Raw genomic sequence first — 14,543 nt, forward strand, 5'->3', positions numbered from 1 at the left:
TGATATAGCAAGTTGCGCGCCCATGGCCGTGCCGTTACGCGCGCTTTATCCCACGCGGTTCACCGCCGCAATGCAATCGCGGCCGTTGTCCTTCGCGTGGTACAGCTGCGTATCCACCAGATTGACGAAGGCCACCGGATCGGCCGCCGCGGCCGGAATCGTGGTGCCGACGCCGAAGCTGGCGGTCACCGTCTGCCGGAACGGCGAGCGCTCATGCGCGATCTCCTCGGTCGCAATGCGCTCGCGGCAACGCTCGGCCACCTGGCGAGCGGCGTCGGCGCCGGTATTCGGCAGGATCAGCACGAACTCTTCCCCACCGAAGCGGCCGACAAAGTCGCCCGGCCGCACCGCACTGCTCAGCACGCACGCCACCCGCCTCAGGCATTCGTCGCCCTGCACGTGGCCGTAGTAGTCGTTGTACGACTTGAAGAAGTCGATATCCACCATGACCAGCGAGAGCGGCGCCGCATGACGCAAAGCCGCGCTCCATTCGCACTCCAGGCTGGCGTCGAACGCGCGGCGATTGCCGACGCCCGTCAGGCTGTCCTTGAACGACAGCGCCTCGAGTTCCCGTTGCAACGCGGCCAGTTTCTCCTCGGTCTTCTTGCGCTCGCTGATATCGAACATGAAACCGACCAGCGACTCCACGTTGCCGCGCGCGTCGCGCACCACATGCACCACGTCGCGCAGCCACACGTATTCGCCCCGGCTCGTCAACGCGCGGTAGTCCGCTTCGTGATCGGTGCCCGCCTGCGATTGCGCGACACAGAATTCGACCACCTTCTCGCGGTCCTCGGGATGCATGCGCGCGGCCCAGTCCTGCACGGTTTTCCAGCTCGACGGCGCCCAGCCCAGCAGGGCTTCGATCTGCGGGCCGATATAGGCGAACTCCATGGTCGCCCAATCGATCTTCCACGGAATCGCTTTGGTCGATTCGAGCAACGTGCGATAGACAGCCGCGTCGTGCTCCATGTAACCTTCCACCCCGGCCGCGGCAGGTGCCGCGGGTGTAATCTCGTGCCGCAGAAAATCCGCGCCCAGCGCGATGTTGTTGTTCTCAAGCCTGTTCATCGGTCTCAACTCTCCTCGCGGTTCAGCCGGCAAATTAACACAGCGGACGACCTGCCGGCCCATTACAGCCGCCGCACCGTTTTATTCCAGCGACATTAGCGTCACGGCTACAACAATCTGTTCCCTTCTCCCCGGCTATTCAGTTTTCATTGGCATCCCTACCATTCGCACTCACCTGCAATACCCCGATACCCGTCAACCCTGGAACGTCAAAGTATGAACTCCAGCCCTGTCCGTTCAGATCGCTACCACGGCGCCGCCATTGCGTTGCATTGGCTGATCGCGGCGTTGATCATCTGCGGCTTTTATATCGGCTGGATCATGACCGATATTCCCGGCTTCACGCCCACCAAGCTGAAGTATTTCTCCTGGCACAAGTGGATCGGCGTGACCGTGTTCGTGCTCGCCGTGGCCCGCGTGCTGTGGCGCGCCACTCACCGCGCGCCGGCGCTCGACGGCACCACACCCGCATGGCAGAAGGCCGCCGCCCATCTTGTGCACGGCGTGTTGTACGTGCTGATGCTGGCGATTCCGCTGTCCGGCTACTTCTATAGTTCCGCCGCCGGCATTCAGGTCGTGTATCTCGGCGTCGTGCCGCTGCCGACCATCATCGGCCCGGATCAGGCGCTCAAGGCGAGCCTGCGCACCGTCCACATCCTGCTCAATTACACGTTGCTTGCGCTGGTGGCAATGCATGTGGCGGCGGCGCTCAAGCATCAATTCGTCGACCGCGACGGATTGCTGACCCGGATGATTCCATTCCTCAAGTGACAGCCGGCGATTGGCTACGGCTTGTTGGCAATCTAATTCCCAGCGGTGTGCAATCAACGCACGCGGGTTCGATAGGATGCGTACCACCATGAAAACAAACCTTTACCACTCCATTCAACGCGTGACGCTCGCCGGCATCGCGGCCTTCTCGCTGTTCGGCGCAAGCCTCGCGCATGCCGATGTCGACACGAGCAAGAGCAGCGTGATCGCCACCACGAAACAGATGAACGTGCCCGTCGACGGCAAGTTCAGGAAGTTCTCGGCGCAACTGAATTTCGATCCGGCCAAGCCGACCGCTGGCAGCGCCAATGTGTCGATCGACACCGGCAGCTACGACCTCGGCGCCGACGACTACAACAAGCAGGCTCAAGGCAAGGAGTGGTTCGACAGCGCCTCCTTCCCCGCCGCGACCTTCGTCTCCAGCGCGATCGCGCCGGCGGGCGGCAACCAGTACAAGATCACCGGCAAGCTCACCATCAAGGGCAAGTCGCAAACCGTCGTGGTGCCCGTCACCATTGCGAGCCAGGGCGCCACGCAGACCTTCGACGGCGCGTTGCCGATCAAGCGCTCGCAATTCGACGTCGGCACCGGCGAATGGAAAGACACGTCGGTGGTCGCCGACGAAGTCGTCATCAAATTTCACATCGTCGCTTCGAAGAAATAACTCGACACGAAGCGTCGCAGCACTATCTGAAACCTGGAGAACACCTTGAAGAAACACCTTTTGCTCGCCGCAGGCGCGCTGGCCGCCGCATTGTCGTTCAACGCCATGGCAGCCGATACCTATCAGCTCGACCCGACGCACACCTATCCGAGCTTTGAAACCGACCACTTCGGCGGCCTGTCGATCTGGCGCGGCAAGTTCAAGAAGAGCAGCGGCACCGTGGTGCTGGATCGCGCGGCGAAGACCGGCACGGTCGACGTGACGATCGACATGAGCTCGGTGGATATCGGCAACGACAAACTCGACGCGGAACTGGTCACGGACAAGTTCTTCGATGCCGCGAAGTACCCGACCGCAACTTACAAGGGCACGCAGATCCGCTTCGACGGCGACAAGCCGGTGGAAGTGATCGGCACGCTGACCATGCACGGCATCACCAAGCCGGTCAATCTGAAGATCGAATCGTTCAAGTGCTTCGTGAACCCGATGCTCAAGCGTGAAGTGTGCGGCACGGAATCGACCGCGACGTTCAATCGCGACGACTTCGGCGTCGACTTCGGCAAGACGTACGGCTTCAAGATGCAGACCACGCTGCACATTCAGGCCGAAGGCATCAAGCAGTAAGCGCCTTTTCGCGCATGCCTTTCGCGCATGCGTCTCGCGGTTGCGGCAACCGGTCCCTTCGATCGTCACGTTGCCGCAACCCGCCCCTGCTCTCCACGTCAGTCCGCTTCTTCGCTCAGCCGCTCACCAGCGAGCGGAACATGTCCACGCTCTCCGTGTAAGTCCCCGTCTGCCCATTCGATGTCACCGTGATGCCGACCGTCGACGCGTCTTTCGGCGTGACGGTCTCGACGGTATCGCTCGTCGACAGCTGGATCACGCCGGCTTGCACGTTGCCGCCGCTGATCGTGACCGGTGCCGGCGTCGCGACGTTGAAAGCGATCACCGCGTCGGCCACGTTCACGCTGATGCTGCCGCTGGTGGTGAGCGTGTCCGTGACCGGATCCGTGCCGTGCACGCGCGAGTAATTCAGCGACGTAATCGTGATGGCGCCGCTGATGTTGCCCGAACCCGCCGGCTGCGAACGGCTGAGCGTCACCGTCGGCGCGCTCGCGGTGGTGGTGGTGACGCCCGTCTTCGCGTCGTAGCTCATGGTGAAGCTGACCGTGCCGTTCACCACGGTCGTGCTGTTTGCGGAAACCAGCGTCAACGCGTTGGCCGTTTCAACGGCCGTGTACGACCAATCGTTCGACGCCTTGCCGACCACGCCCTGCGAGTTCTGAATCTGCACGCTCACCGTGCCGGTGATCGAGGCGCTGTCAGATACGCCGGGCGCCTTCACCTGTCCGACGCACTGATTGAAGCTGACGGCCGCGGTTTCGCCGCTTTGCAGGCCGCTCGCGCCCGCACTCTGTGTCGCCACGCTAATCGATCCGCCAATCGGGCAAGCGGTCGTGCTATTGGGCGTACCGGCCGTGACACCCGTCACCAGAGACTGCACCACCGAGGTATAGATCACCGCGACGCCCGGCCCCGACAACATGCCGAACGCACCGGCATAGCGCGCGACGTGCTCGCTTTGCACCGCCGACGACAACTTCAGCACGTTGCTGCCGGTGCTGGCGCTACCGCCGCCCGAACCACCGCACGCGCTCAACAAAACCGTTGCAGCTGCAACGACCGCGATGCCGAACGATCGCGACGCTTGAGACAAAACCATAACTGCTCCAGATCCAGAAAGCCGGTCGCGCACACATCACGACACACGCAATATGAAGCGCAGCGCGCTCCTTTTATCAGATGAATGACCCATTTCTCGAGTGCCGTGTGCGTGGCAAACGGGTCTTCTGCGAGAGTCATTATCGAAGCGCGGCATTCTGTTCGATTCACCGAATAGCCCTTTAAAAAACGGCTATTCTGCGCATCACTTTAGATTAAATCGCCCGTTCGGCAGGATTTACAGGTCATAAATTCCGTTTTCTGTGAACCATAAAACTTGAGCGCGAGGAACCGCCATAACTGCCCACTATTCGTTCATTTGAACCGCATGGTTAAACCGTACAGTCGCCGCACGGAAATAATCCTTGTCGGGAGACGGTGCGGTGAAACGGGTAAAAAATGCGGCTGTGGTCGCGATGGCAGCGACGATGATGATGGGAGCAGCACAGGCGCAGGAGGTGTATGTGCATGGCGGTACGCTCGGCGCCGGTGTCGGCGCGGCGCTGCCGCTCAATTCATGGGCGGGCGTGCATGCGGAAATCGAGGGTTTCGGCCTGTCGCGTTCGGTCCACGCCAACGACAACGAGTACGACGGCCATCTGAAACTCCTGCAAGGCGGCCTGTATCTCGATCTGTTCCCGTTCAGCTCCAGCGGCTTTCGCGTGACGGCCGGCGCGCTCATCAACGACGACGAACTGAGCGCGCATGCCGTGCCGAACGCGCAAGGCAACTATAAGATCGGCGACGACTTCGTGCCCGCCGTGGGTGCCGCGCCCTCGGCGACGGTCACGTTGCCGCGCGTGATGCCTTACCTCGGCATCGGTTACGGGCATAAGCCGGTTTCGAAGGGGTTTGGCATGACGTTCGATCTCGGCGTGGCGTACGGCCGGCCGCGCGTTTCCTACAACGTACCGGCGATCTATTCGATGTTTACGCCACAGTCGAACATCGACGAACAGGAGCGCAAGATCACCAACGATGTGGAGCGCTACAAGCTCTATCCGGTGCTGCAGATCGGGGTGAGTTACCGGTTCTGAGGAGCTTTTGGAAATTGCAATTAGTTAGCCCGCAACCCTCACGGTTGCGGGCTTTTCTGCGTTCACATTTTTGCGCTGCGCAGAAAGTTTCCGTGCCGCCGCCGGCAAGCGCTTTGGCTTTAAAGCCAGGTACCACCCTGACGTTCGTTCGGCTCTTCCGTGAGGGCGTCGAACCCGTGAATCCAGTCCAGATGATTTAGCACGCTCTCGCGTGCGCCAAGGCGCGCGTTGCGCGCCTGCGCGGCCGGCCCGTCGGGCAGATGCAGCACGTCCGCAGTGGAAATCGACGCGTACTGCACCTTGCGCGTGCGGCCCCGGCGCAAACGCTCGTAGGCTTCCTGCGCCTCCCGCCAATTGCCTGGGCCGGCCTTGGCGAGTTGTTCGGCCAGCACGACGGCGTCCTCGATCGACTGGTTGGCGCCTTGACCGTGGTGTGGCACGAGCGCATGCGCGGCGTCGCCGATCAGGGTCACGCGGCCCTTGCTCCATCGGCCGAGCGGGGGACGATGGAAAAGCCCCCAGCGCTGGCTGATCGGCACCGCGGTGATCATCTGCGTCACCGCCGGATGCCAGTCCCTGAACAGGCGCAGTTGCTCGCCTTCGCTAGCTGACATGACCCAGTCACGCGACGGCCACGGCGACGGATGACGCTCGACCAGCAGGAAGTTCTGATCGCCCTGGTCGCCGATCGGATAATGCAGAAGATGGCCCTGTGGTCCGATCCAGAACTGGATGGTCTCGGGATCCGGCAGCAGATCCATGCGCCCGGCCGGCACCACGCCGCGAAAGCCTGAGCAGCCCGAATACAAAACGTCGTCGTAGCCGAGCATCCAGCGCCGCGTGATCGAGCGCGCTCCGTCGGCGCCGATCACCAGATCCGCTTCGATGCGCCGACCGTTGTCGAACGTGAGGCTGACGCGATCCGGCTGCTGGGCAAGATCGACGAGCCGATGGCTCAAGTTGATGCGCTCGCGGCCGACCGCTTTCGACAGCACGGCCTGAAGATCCGCACGATGAACACCCCAGTACGAGCCGCCGAATTGCTCACGATAGCTGGGTGCGCCGCGGTGATGCCCGATGACGTCCCCACTGCGTCCATCGCGATAGATCAGGCCCGGTATCTCGGCGCATACGGCGTCGAAGGCCGTGCGCAGGCCCATGCGTTCGTAGAAGCGCGTGGCGTTGGCCGATAGTGCGACGGCCGCTCCTACCTCGCGCAGTTCGTCGGTCTGCTCGTAAAGCTGCACATCGATTCCATGTTCGCGCAGCGCGAGCGCAAGCGTGAGGCCGCCGATGCCCGCGCCGACGATGGCAATCTTCAGATCCATCTGTTTCATGAAAGTGTCTCCCATATCCCGATCAACCGCTCTGAGGTGGCGTGGTGCGCGCCGAGGTCGCATCAAATGTGTGCGCCGTGTAGGTATTCTCAGTACAGGGCGTTCATCCTGCAATAAAATGGCCGGAATCTGCTTCATCACTCAACGGAATGAGAGTCTGTCATGTCAAAGCTATGGAACTGAGCGATGTCGACCTCAACCTGCTGCTGCTTTTTCAGCGGCTGATGCAGGAGCGGCGCGTGTCGAGCGTCGCCGAGCAGATGAACATGAGCCAGCCCGGCGTCAGCAATGCACTCGCGAAGCTGCGGCGCCGGCTTGGCGATCCGTTGTTCGTGCGCGGGCCAGGCGGTGTCATACCTACGCCGTTCGCGCTGCGTCTGGCTGAACCCGTTTCGCAGGCACTCGCGACGCTTCACGCTGCGCTCAACCCGGAAAGTGGTTTCGATCCGCTAGTTGCCACGCGCACCATGACGATCGGAATGACAGATATCGGCGAGGTCGTATTCCTGCCCGCGCTGGTCGAACGCCTTTCGCACGCGGCACCGGGCATCGCGCTTAACACGGTCCGCAACGCGAGCGTCAATCTGCGCGACGAGATGGCGGACGGCCGGGTCGATCTCGCGATAGGCTTGCTGCCGCAACTCCAGGGCGGTTTTTATCAGCGCCGCCTGTTCGATCAACCCTATGTTTGCGTATTCCGGCGAGGCCACCCGCTTGAGGACGCGCCGCTGACACTCACTACCTGGCGCGAGGCTGAACATCTCGTCGTCGTGTCAGCAGGCACGGGGCATGGGCAGGTAGACGATTGGCTGAAACGGCGCGGTGTGCGGCGCCAGGTTCGACTGACGGTGCCGCATTTCATGAGCGTGGGCTATATCCTGCAACGCACGGATCTGATCGCCACGGTGCCGGAGCGACTCGCGCTGCAACTGGCCGAGCCGTTTTCGCTTAGCCTGCGACCGTTGCCCGTGGCGCTGCCCACCGCACCGATTCATCTGCTTTGGCACGCACGGGTCCAGCAGGACGAAGGGAATCGCTGGCTGCGCGGGGTGGTGATCGATCTGTTCGCGGATACGACAACGCACGTGCGCAAAACAAGATCAGCGAGAAAGAAATGAGACTTGCCGACTGCTCTCAGGCATGCAGTGCAACCCATCGCTTCTGCTCAGCCGCAGATCATGGGCCGGAGCGACTGTTGATTCCGCTTCGGCTGTAACATTCATACGGCGGGTCGCATGGCGGCAACGAGCGGCTGCGCTGCACAGAGCGCGAATTTTATCCAACCAGCAGGAGCGTGTTTTTATGAACACCCAACGGATCATGCGAATCATCAAACGGCTCGCACTCGTTGCGCTCACGCTGTCGGGTCTCTGGCCCGGCGGGCTCACATGGGCCGACGACAATGCCACCGCGCTCAAAGGCGAGTACGACACGCTCGCGCCGCAACTGAAGTCGAATGTGTTTCATCGCCCGATCCATCTTGACTCGCAGGAAACACAGAACGCGTTGAAGGGCGATATCTACGCCGTTGTCGATTATCCGTTCGCGACCGTCAACAGCGCATTCAACGACCCGCAGCGAGGCCCCGCGACCTGGTGCGACGTGCTGATCCTGCATCTGAACACGAAGTACTGTCATGCCGCTTCAGGCAGCAATGGCGCGACCATCAGCATGAACGTCGGCAAGAAGACGGAACAGGAACTCAGTGACACGTCGCGGGTGCAGCTCAACTACCGCTCAGTTGCGACGAGCCCCGACTATTTCCAGGTCGATCTAAGCGCTGCGGAAGGACCGCTCAGCACGAAGGACTACCGCATCGTGCTGGAAGCCGTCGATATCGGCAAAGGGCGCACGTTCCTGCATCTCACGTACTCGTACGGATTCGGCATGGCGGGACGCATCGCAATGAAGACCTATCTCGCGACCATCGGCAGCGCAAAAGTGGGCTTTACACAGGCGTCGAACGGCGATTACGTGGGCGGTGTGCGCGGCCTCGTCGAGCGCAATACGATGCGTTATTACCTCGCCATCGACGCGTACCTGGGTTCGCTTTCCCTACCTGCCGACAAACGCGTCGATCAACGCTTTGCGACATGGTTCGATGCGACAGAGCAGTACCCGCGCCAATTGCATGAGGTGAGCCGGCAAGAGTATCTGCAGATGAAAAAGAACGAATACCAGCGCCAGCAAACGGCGCAATAGAAGAACCGCGGACGGGGACCGCGCCTGTGCCTCGCTGAAATCTGTCGATCGATGCGCGCGTTGCGCCACGTTTTCTCCGATAATGACGTCCAGTCAGGGATAAGCGTCGATGCGCCCAGGTCCCATCGCTACGGGAGGTCACGATGCATCTCGCCGGCACCATACTTCCAATTTTCGCCATCATTCTGACGGGGTGGGTTGCCGGCGCCTCCGGCTACATGCCGCGCGCGCTGGCCGCACCGCTGATGCGCTTTGCCTACTACGTGGCGATGCCTTCCCTGGTCTTCCTGACGATCGCCGATGAGTCGCTTCACTCGCTCCTTGACTGGCGCTTTCTTGCCGCGTTCGGCGGCGGCTCCATGATCTGCTTCGTGGCGGTCATGATGTTCGCGCGAATGGCGTGGGGTGCAGGTGTCGCGAAGAGCGGAATACTGGCTGCCGCCGTGTCGATGACGAACACCGGATTCGTCGCGCTCCCTATATTAAAGACGCTTTTTGGCCAACCGGGCGTGCTCGCGGCGGCGATTGCAACCGTATTCGTCGGCGCCGTCATGTTTCCGATACTGGTTCTGCTGCTCGAGATCGGGCGATACGATACATCGCGCAACATACGGACGGCTGCGCTGTTGCGGCAGATCGCCACCAACCCCGTCATCCTTGCGACGATTTTCGGACTGCTTTGGTCGATCCTCGGTTTGAAGCTGTACGGACCGGTCGTGTCGTTTCTCACCATTCTCGGCGAAGCGTTGACGCCATGCGCGCTATTTGCGATTGGACTCGATCTGACAATCGCCGAACTGCGCGAGCGGCTCAGTCTCTATGCGTTGCTCACGGCACTCAAGCTGGCCATCATGCCGCTCGTGGTCTATGGGCTTTGCCTTGCGGTAGGCCTCGACCGGACTGCGACCGTTGCCGCCGTCGTGTGTGCCGCCGTGCCCACGGCCAAGAGTGCTTATGTGCTGGCGGTCGAATACGACGTCGAAAAGAACGTAGTCGGTGCAGTGATTTCGATGACGACGCTCTTTTCAGTCTTCACATTGCTCGCCTGGCTTTACGTTTTGTAGCGGGGACTCGCTAACTTCGCCGGAACATTTTTTGGAGCGTGATAACCACTACCCCACTTCGCAGCCTGGCCTTAGTCCCGATCCGGCCAAATCGATCGAGAAGAATCTGCGTCAACGTTTTTCGGCAGAAAGCGCGACTGCCATCCCCGAAGTTTTTATTGCAGGCCGTCGTAAACCATCTTCGTAAACTGACTGCCGTTGAAAACAAACTTTCCCCATTTGGCGTCGAAGGCCGCCGTCGGCTTGGCCGCGATGATTTCGTCCAGTGACTTGCCTTGCGATTTCAAGCTTGCGACGTTGTTGCGCACGGTGACCAGCATGTCGCGGAATTCGATCAGTTGGGCGCGCGTGCCCACTGCGCCGTGGCCGGGAATGACAATGGTGTGGTCTGTCGTGAATGCCACAGCCTTGTCGGCCCACTGGATCGCGCCGTCGATGTTGCCGCCATCTTCATTGTCGATATACGGATAATTCCCGTTCCAGAAGGTGTCTCCCAGCGCTAGCACATCTGCTTTTTTGAAGAAGACCCATAAGTCACCGTCGGTGTGGCCATGACCGAAGTTCTCCACTTCGATTTTCGTTCCTGCGAAAGTGAAGGTCTTTTCGTCATTCACAATCAAGGTCGGGCGCGCGCCTGCCGGCACCGGATCGAAGGTCCAATTCCACGCATTGACATGCGTAGTCTCGGTCAGATGCTTCAAGGTGTTCCCGTGTGCGACGATGGTGGCGCCAGCTGCATGCATCCATGCATTGCCATCCGTATGATCCCAATGCCAATGCGTGTTCACTACGTATTTCAGCGGCGCGGGGCTGATCTCGTCGAGCGCGGCTTGCAGCTTTTTCTGCGATTTGCTGATGCCAGCATCAACCAGAAACTTGCCTTCCTTGCCCGACAGGACGGTAATGTTGCCGCCGGAACCCATTAGCACGGTGATATTTCCGCGCAGGGGTTGCACGACGATTTCCCGATCGGCACGGCGTAGATATCGGGCACCCGCGCCAGTATGAAAATAGTCGTCCGGCGTGGCGTCCTTACTGGGCGAAGACTGACTACCGGTTTCGGCGAAGGTTGACGTAGCGGCCAGCGGTGTGCCGGCAGCAATGACAATCGATACAGATAACACTCTGGAGAGTACGCCAGACCTTTTCGCTAGTTTGACAAATGCATTCATGGTTCTTTACCTCTGTCGAGCAGACCGGATCGTCTGCATGTGTGTGTCGAGTATGGGAATAGACGATGCGCTTCGATATCGGCCCAAGCTCATTGAAGGCAGAGCCTGCGGCGTTGCTGCCGATGCGCTGCCAGCCAGCTGAAGATCAACAGCGTCGAAAATAAGGCGCCGGCAACGCAAACTCCCGCCCAGCCCGCCTTGTAATAGGCCACGCTAGCCGTGCTTGAACCGATTGCACCGCCAATGAAATAGCAGGTCAGATAAATCGTCGTGATGCGGCTCCGCGCGTCTGGTGCGAGTGCATAGATCACGCCCTGGTTGGAGATGTGTAAGCCCTGGACGCCCACGTCCAGAAGCACAACGCCGACTATCAATAACGTCAGCGAGTGCGCGCCAAGATAGATGAACACGAACGACGCCAGAATCGCGCTGCTAAAAAGTCCTGTCGCTCGATGCCCATGCCCGCGATCTGCCAAACGCCCCGCCGAGCCGGCCGCAAGCGCACCGGCGGCGCCGGCCAGGCCAAAGGCGCCGATCCTGGCCTCGGAGTAGTGGTAGGGAGCGGCATTGAGAAGGAACGTCAGCGCGGTCCAGAAGACGCTGAAGCAGGCATAACCCAGAGCGCCGTAGAGCGAGCGCAGGCCGATCGCTGGGTGTTGGTCCAGCAGTGTCAGCAGAGACCGCAACAGTTGACGATAGCGCCAGGGTCGATCACTTCTTCGGTCTTGCGGCAACGCTCGAACGAGGCACAAGGTCAGAAGCAGGATCAAAAACGCAGCGACTCCATACACGATGCGCCAGCCCGCCAATTGCGCGATGGTTCCGGAGACTGTCCGCGCCAGCAGAATGCCGAGAAGCAATCCGCTCATCACGGTGCCGACTACGCGCCCACGCTCGTGGTCGGAGGCGAGCGAAGCGGCGAACGGGACTTGCAGTTGTGCGGCGCACGAGGTTATACCGAGTAGCATGCTTGCCGCAGCGAACAGCTTGAAGTCTGGGCTCACGGCTACCGCGAGTAACGCGACCACCGTCAGCAGAAGCAAGGATACGATGAGTGTGCGCCGGTTCAACACGTCACCGAGTGGCACGATCAATAGCAAACCGCATGCGTAGCCGAGCTGGGTGAGCGTCACCAGGAAGCCAAGCCGGGCCGGACTATAGCCGAAGGTACCCGCAATAGCTGCCAGGAGCGGCTGTGAATAATAGATGTTCGCGATAATGACGCCTGAGGCGAGCGCAAACAGTAACGTCAGCGGTCTCGTCAGGTTAGGAGTTCGGGCAGACATGAATGTCCTTGTCACGGGTGAGGCCCGCGTCAGGCGTGGCGACGATTGTTACGCTTTGGAACGGCCTGGATGTGCTTCGGGAAGCCATCCTTTTGGTATTCAGGAAAACCGTCGTTTCGCTCTTGCATCGTCATCTCCTCAAGCCGGGGGCTGAGGAGATCATGGTGTGATTTGGATATAACGTCCAAGACCGGTTTACTATTCGGATGATAAGCATCGCCTATAGTTGAGGCGTCATGCTACTGCGGCCCGGACGGTGCTTGCGCTCAGCTATGTAGCTACGATACCGTCAGCCATACTGAAGATTTCGGTTGGCAGGCGGCTTGCATTGGACGATAAACGCTGCTGCAGTTGCACGCGTCGACGGCAGCGGTCAAAACGCACGCGTAGCCGCCCTTCACGCTTTTTTGCCTGTGCGTGAGACGGAGCGCTTGCCGGCACCCTTTGAAAAGCGTTGACGATTGCCAAGGAGCGCAACCAGCCGCGCCTCGCATTCGGACAACGAGTACCCGCGCCGCTGCGAGATCATGAACGTGAGGGCGCGCATGTGCCATGCGCGTCGTTGGAGTTCGACAAGTGTTCCGTTCGCGATGTCTTCTGCAACCATATGATGCGGCATGTGCCCCCAGCATAAGCTGCCCCTGAGCAAGTCGTGCTTCGCGCCGAGGTCATTCACCAGCCACTGGCGTTCACCGGCGACCCCCTGTTGGGTCTTTTCCGCATCAGGCTGATTGTCGGTTACGACGAGCTGGATGTGCCGGCCAAATTCCTCCCGCGGAATCGGCCCCGCGATTGCGGCCAGCGGATGCGATGGCGCACAGACGGTCACCATTTGCGCTTCACATAAAAGCTGCCTTTCTATGGTATCCAGGCTCAGTTGCGGCACGTCGGTGATCGTCACCGCCAATGCGCACGCTCCTTCGAGAACCAGGCGCTCGCCCCCCTGCATGGTCGTCATGCGCAGATCGATTGCGATGGTCGGAAAGTCCGACTGCAGCTTGCGCAGGCATTCAATCAGGTGCGCGCGCGGAAAATAAGTATCCACGGCGATCGAGACCTGTGGCACACCGGCTTCAGCGATCGCAACCGCACGCATTTTCATTTCTTCGGTGCGTGAGATCACCGCACGAGCATCAGGCAGGAGGCTGCGGCCCGCTGGCGTAAGCGTGGCTTTGCGGGCGTTGCGTTCGAACAGCAACACATCGAAGGCACTCTCGAGCGCGTTGATCGCGTGACTGATCGCCGACTGTGCACGCCTTAGCTCCCGCGCAGCCGCGGAAAAGCTTCCGTGGTCACACACGGCAACGAAGGCCCGAAGCTGATTGATGGTGACGTTATCGAGCATACGTATCTAAAAAGTAGATGGCATCCATAGATATTCAGTCAATTGGCTTCATGGATCAAGAGGTCCAGAATTGTATTTCTCGCTTTTGTTTCGAAGGATGCATGACATGAACAGACTGAATGGCAAGACCGCCGTGATCACCGGTGGCGCTACCGGCATCGGCCGGGCCGCTGCAAAGCGTTTCATCGAGGAAGGCGCCTTCGTCTTCATCTTCGGCCGGCGGCAGGACGCACTCGACGCCGCTGTTGCCGACCTCGGGCCCAATGCCCGCGCGGTGAAGGGCTCGGTCTCCGATCTGGCCGACCTCGACCGCCTGTACGCGGCGGTGAAGGCCGAACGCGGAACCCTCGATATCGTTTTCGCCAATGCCGGGGCGGGAAGTCCGCTTGCGCTAGGCAAGATCACCGCCGAGCACATCGACGAAACTTTCGACACCAACGTGAAAGGTACGATCTTCACGGTACAAAAGGCGCTGCCGCTGATGGGCAAAGGTGGTTCGATAATCCTGACCGGATCGAGCGCCGGCACCACGGGCGCCCCGGGAATGAGCGCCTACAGCGCGAGCAAGGCGGCAGTGCGCAACCTCGCACGGACCTGGGCGGAGGACCTGAAGGGCACCGGCATCCGGGTCAACGTGCTGTCGCCCGGGGCGACGGCGACCGACCTCGCGAAGGAAGCGCTCGGCGAGGAAGGCCAGAAGGTCTACGCCGCGATGACTCCGCTTCAGCGCATGGCCGATCCGGCTGAGATCGCAGCGGTGGCCGCCTTTCTCGCGTCGCCGGACAGCAGCTTCATGACCGCCAGCGAGGTTGCCGTTGACGGCGGCCTTGCGCAACTCTGACACGCTACGCCCGCCGGTCACTCCATTCGAT

At 60.7% G+C, this 14,543-nt stretch carries 14 protein-coding genes; 8 read left to right on the forward strand and 6 right to left on the reverse strand.

The window, feature by feature from the left end; all coding sequences use genetic code 11:
- Positions 1-45: 45 nt before the first annotated feature.
- Entirely contained in the window at positions 46-1,071 is a 1,026-nt protein-coding gene (locus PQR54_RS27365) for a GGDEF domain-containing protein (protein ID WP_408251168.1), read from the reverse strand.
- Between the two features lie 216 nt (positions 1,072-1,287).
- Here PQR54_RS27365 and PQR54_RS27370 point away from each other — a divergent pair, with 216 nt between their 5' ends.
- From PQR54_RS27370 to PQR54_RS27380, 3 genes are all read left to right on the forward strand, one after another.
- Entirely contained in the window at positions 1,288-1,842 is a 555-nt protein-coding gene (locus PQR54_RS27370; RefSeq protein ID WP_408251170.1) for a cytochrome b, read from the forward strand.
- Between the two features lie 88 nt (positions 1,843-1,930).
- Positions 1,931-2,506, forward strand: a complete 576-nt coding sequence (locus PQR54_RS27375) for a YceI family protein (protein WP_408251173.1) — start codon at positions 1,931-1,933, stop codon at positions 2,504-2,506.
- A 45-nt stretch (positions 2,507-2,551) separates the two neighbouring features.
- Positions 2,552-3,130 carry a YceI family protein gene (locus PQR54_RS27380; protein WP_408251176.1) on the forward strand — a complete coding sequence of 193 codons (579 nt, stop codon included), beginning with the start codon at positions 2,552-2,554 and terminating at the stop codon, positions 3,128-3,130.
- Positions 3,131-3,245: 115 nt separating this feature from the next.
- Here PQR54_RS27380 and PQR54_RS27385 read toward each other — a convergent pair whose 3' ends face one another.
- Positions 3,246-4,229, reverse strand: a complete 984-nt coding sequence (locus PQR54_RS27385) for a hypothetical protein (protein ID WP_408251179.1) — start codon at positions 4,227-4,229, stop codon at positions 3,246-3,248.
- Positions 4,230-4,644: 415 nt separating this feature from the next.
- Here PQR54_RS27385 and PQR54_RS27390 point away from each other — a divergent pair, with 415 nt between their 5' ends.
- Positions 4,645-5,265, forward strand: a complete 621-nt coding sequence (locus PQR54_RS27390) for a hypothetical protein (protein WP_408251637.1) — start codon at positions 4,645-4,647, stop codon at positions 5,263-5,265.
- 119 nt (positions 5,266-5,384) lie between these two features.
- Here the strand turns inward: PQR54_RS27390 and PQR54_RS27395 are convergent, their stop codons facing one another.
- Positions 5,385-6,602, reverse strand: a complete 1,218-nt coding sequence (locus PQR54_RS27395) for an FAD-dependent monooxygenase (RefSeq protein WP_408251182.1) — start codon at positions 6,600-6,602, stop codon at positions 5,385-5,387.
- Between the two features lie 173 nt (positions 6,603-6,775).
- Between PQR54_RS27395 and PQR54_RS27400 the strand changes: the two genes are divergently transcribed.
- From PQR54_RS27400 to PQR54_RS27410, 3 genes are all read left to right on the forward strand, one after another.
- Complete coding sequence (locus tag PQR54_RS27400) at positions 6,776-7,720, forward strand: LysR family transcriptional regulator (RefSeq protein ID WP_408251185.1); 945 nt, start codon at positions 6,776-6,778, stop codon at positions 7,718-7,720.
- A 184-nt stretch (positions 7,721-7,904) separates the two neighbouring features.
- Complete coding sequence (locus PQR54_RS27405) at positions 7,905-8,804, forward strand: hypothetical protein (RefSeq protein ID WP_408251187.1); 900 nt, start codon at positions 7,905-7,907, stop codon at positions 8,802-8,804.
- A gap of 143 nt (positions 8,805-8,947) precedes the next feature.
- Complete coding sequence (locus PQR54_RS27410; protein ID WP_408251188.1) at positions 8,948-9,868, forward strand: AEC family transporter; 921 nt, start codon at positions 8,948-8,950, stop codon at positions 9,866-9,868.
- 155 nt (positions 9,869-10,023) lie between these two features.
- Here PQR54_RS27410 and PQR54_RS27415 read toward each other — a convergent pair whose 3' ends face one another.
- From PQR54_RS27415 to PQR54_RS27425, 3 genes are all read right to left on the reverse strand, one after another.
- Positions 10,024-11,040 (reverse strand): MBL fold metallo-hydrolase, encoded by a 1,017-nt coding sequence (locus PQR54_RS27415; protein ID WP_408251190.1) that lies wholly within the window; start codon positions 11,038-11,040, stop codon positions 10,024-10,026.
- Positions 11,041-11,129: 89 nt separating this feature from the next.
- Positions 11,130-12,326 carry an MFS transporter gene (locus PQR54_RS27420; protein WP_408251192.1) on the reverse strand — a complete coding sequence of 399 codons (1,197 nt, stop codon included), beginning with the start codon at positions 12,324-12,326 and terminating at the stop codon, positions 11,130-11,132.
- 397 nt (positions 12,327-12,723) lie between these two features.
- The gene (locus PQR54_RS27425) at positions 12,724-13,671 is read right to left on the reverse strand and encodes a LysR family transcriptional regulator (protein ID WP_408251194.1); all 948 of its coding nucleotides are present in this window, start codon (positions 13,669-13,671) and stop codon (positions 12,724-12,726) included.
- A gap of 106 nt (positions 13,672-13,777) precedes the next feature.
- Between PQR54_RS27425 and PQR54_RS27430 the strand changes: the two genes are divergently transcribed.
- Positions 13,778-14,512 carry an SDR family NAD(P)-dependent oxidoreductase gene (locus PQR54_RS27430; protein WP_408251639.1) on the forward strand — a complete coding sequence of 245 codons (735 nt, stop codon included), beginning with the start codon at positions 13,778-13,780 and terminating at the stop codon, positions 14,510-14,512.
- Positions 14,513-14,543: the final 31 nt, after the last annotated feature.

It is taken from the genome of Paraburkholderia phytofirmans, from assembly GCF_046028095.1.
In the GTDB taxonomy this organism is placed as follows: Bacteria; Pseudomonadota; Gammaproteobacteria; order Burkholderiales; family Burkholderiaceae; genus Paraburkholderia; species Paraburkholderia phytofirmans_A.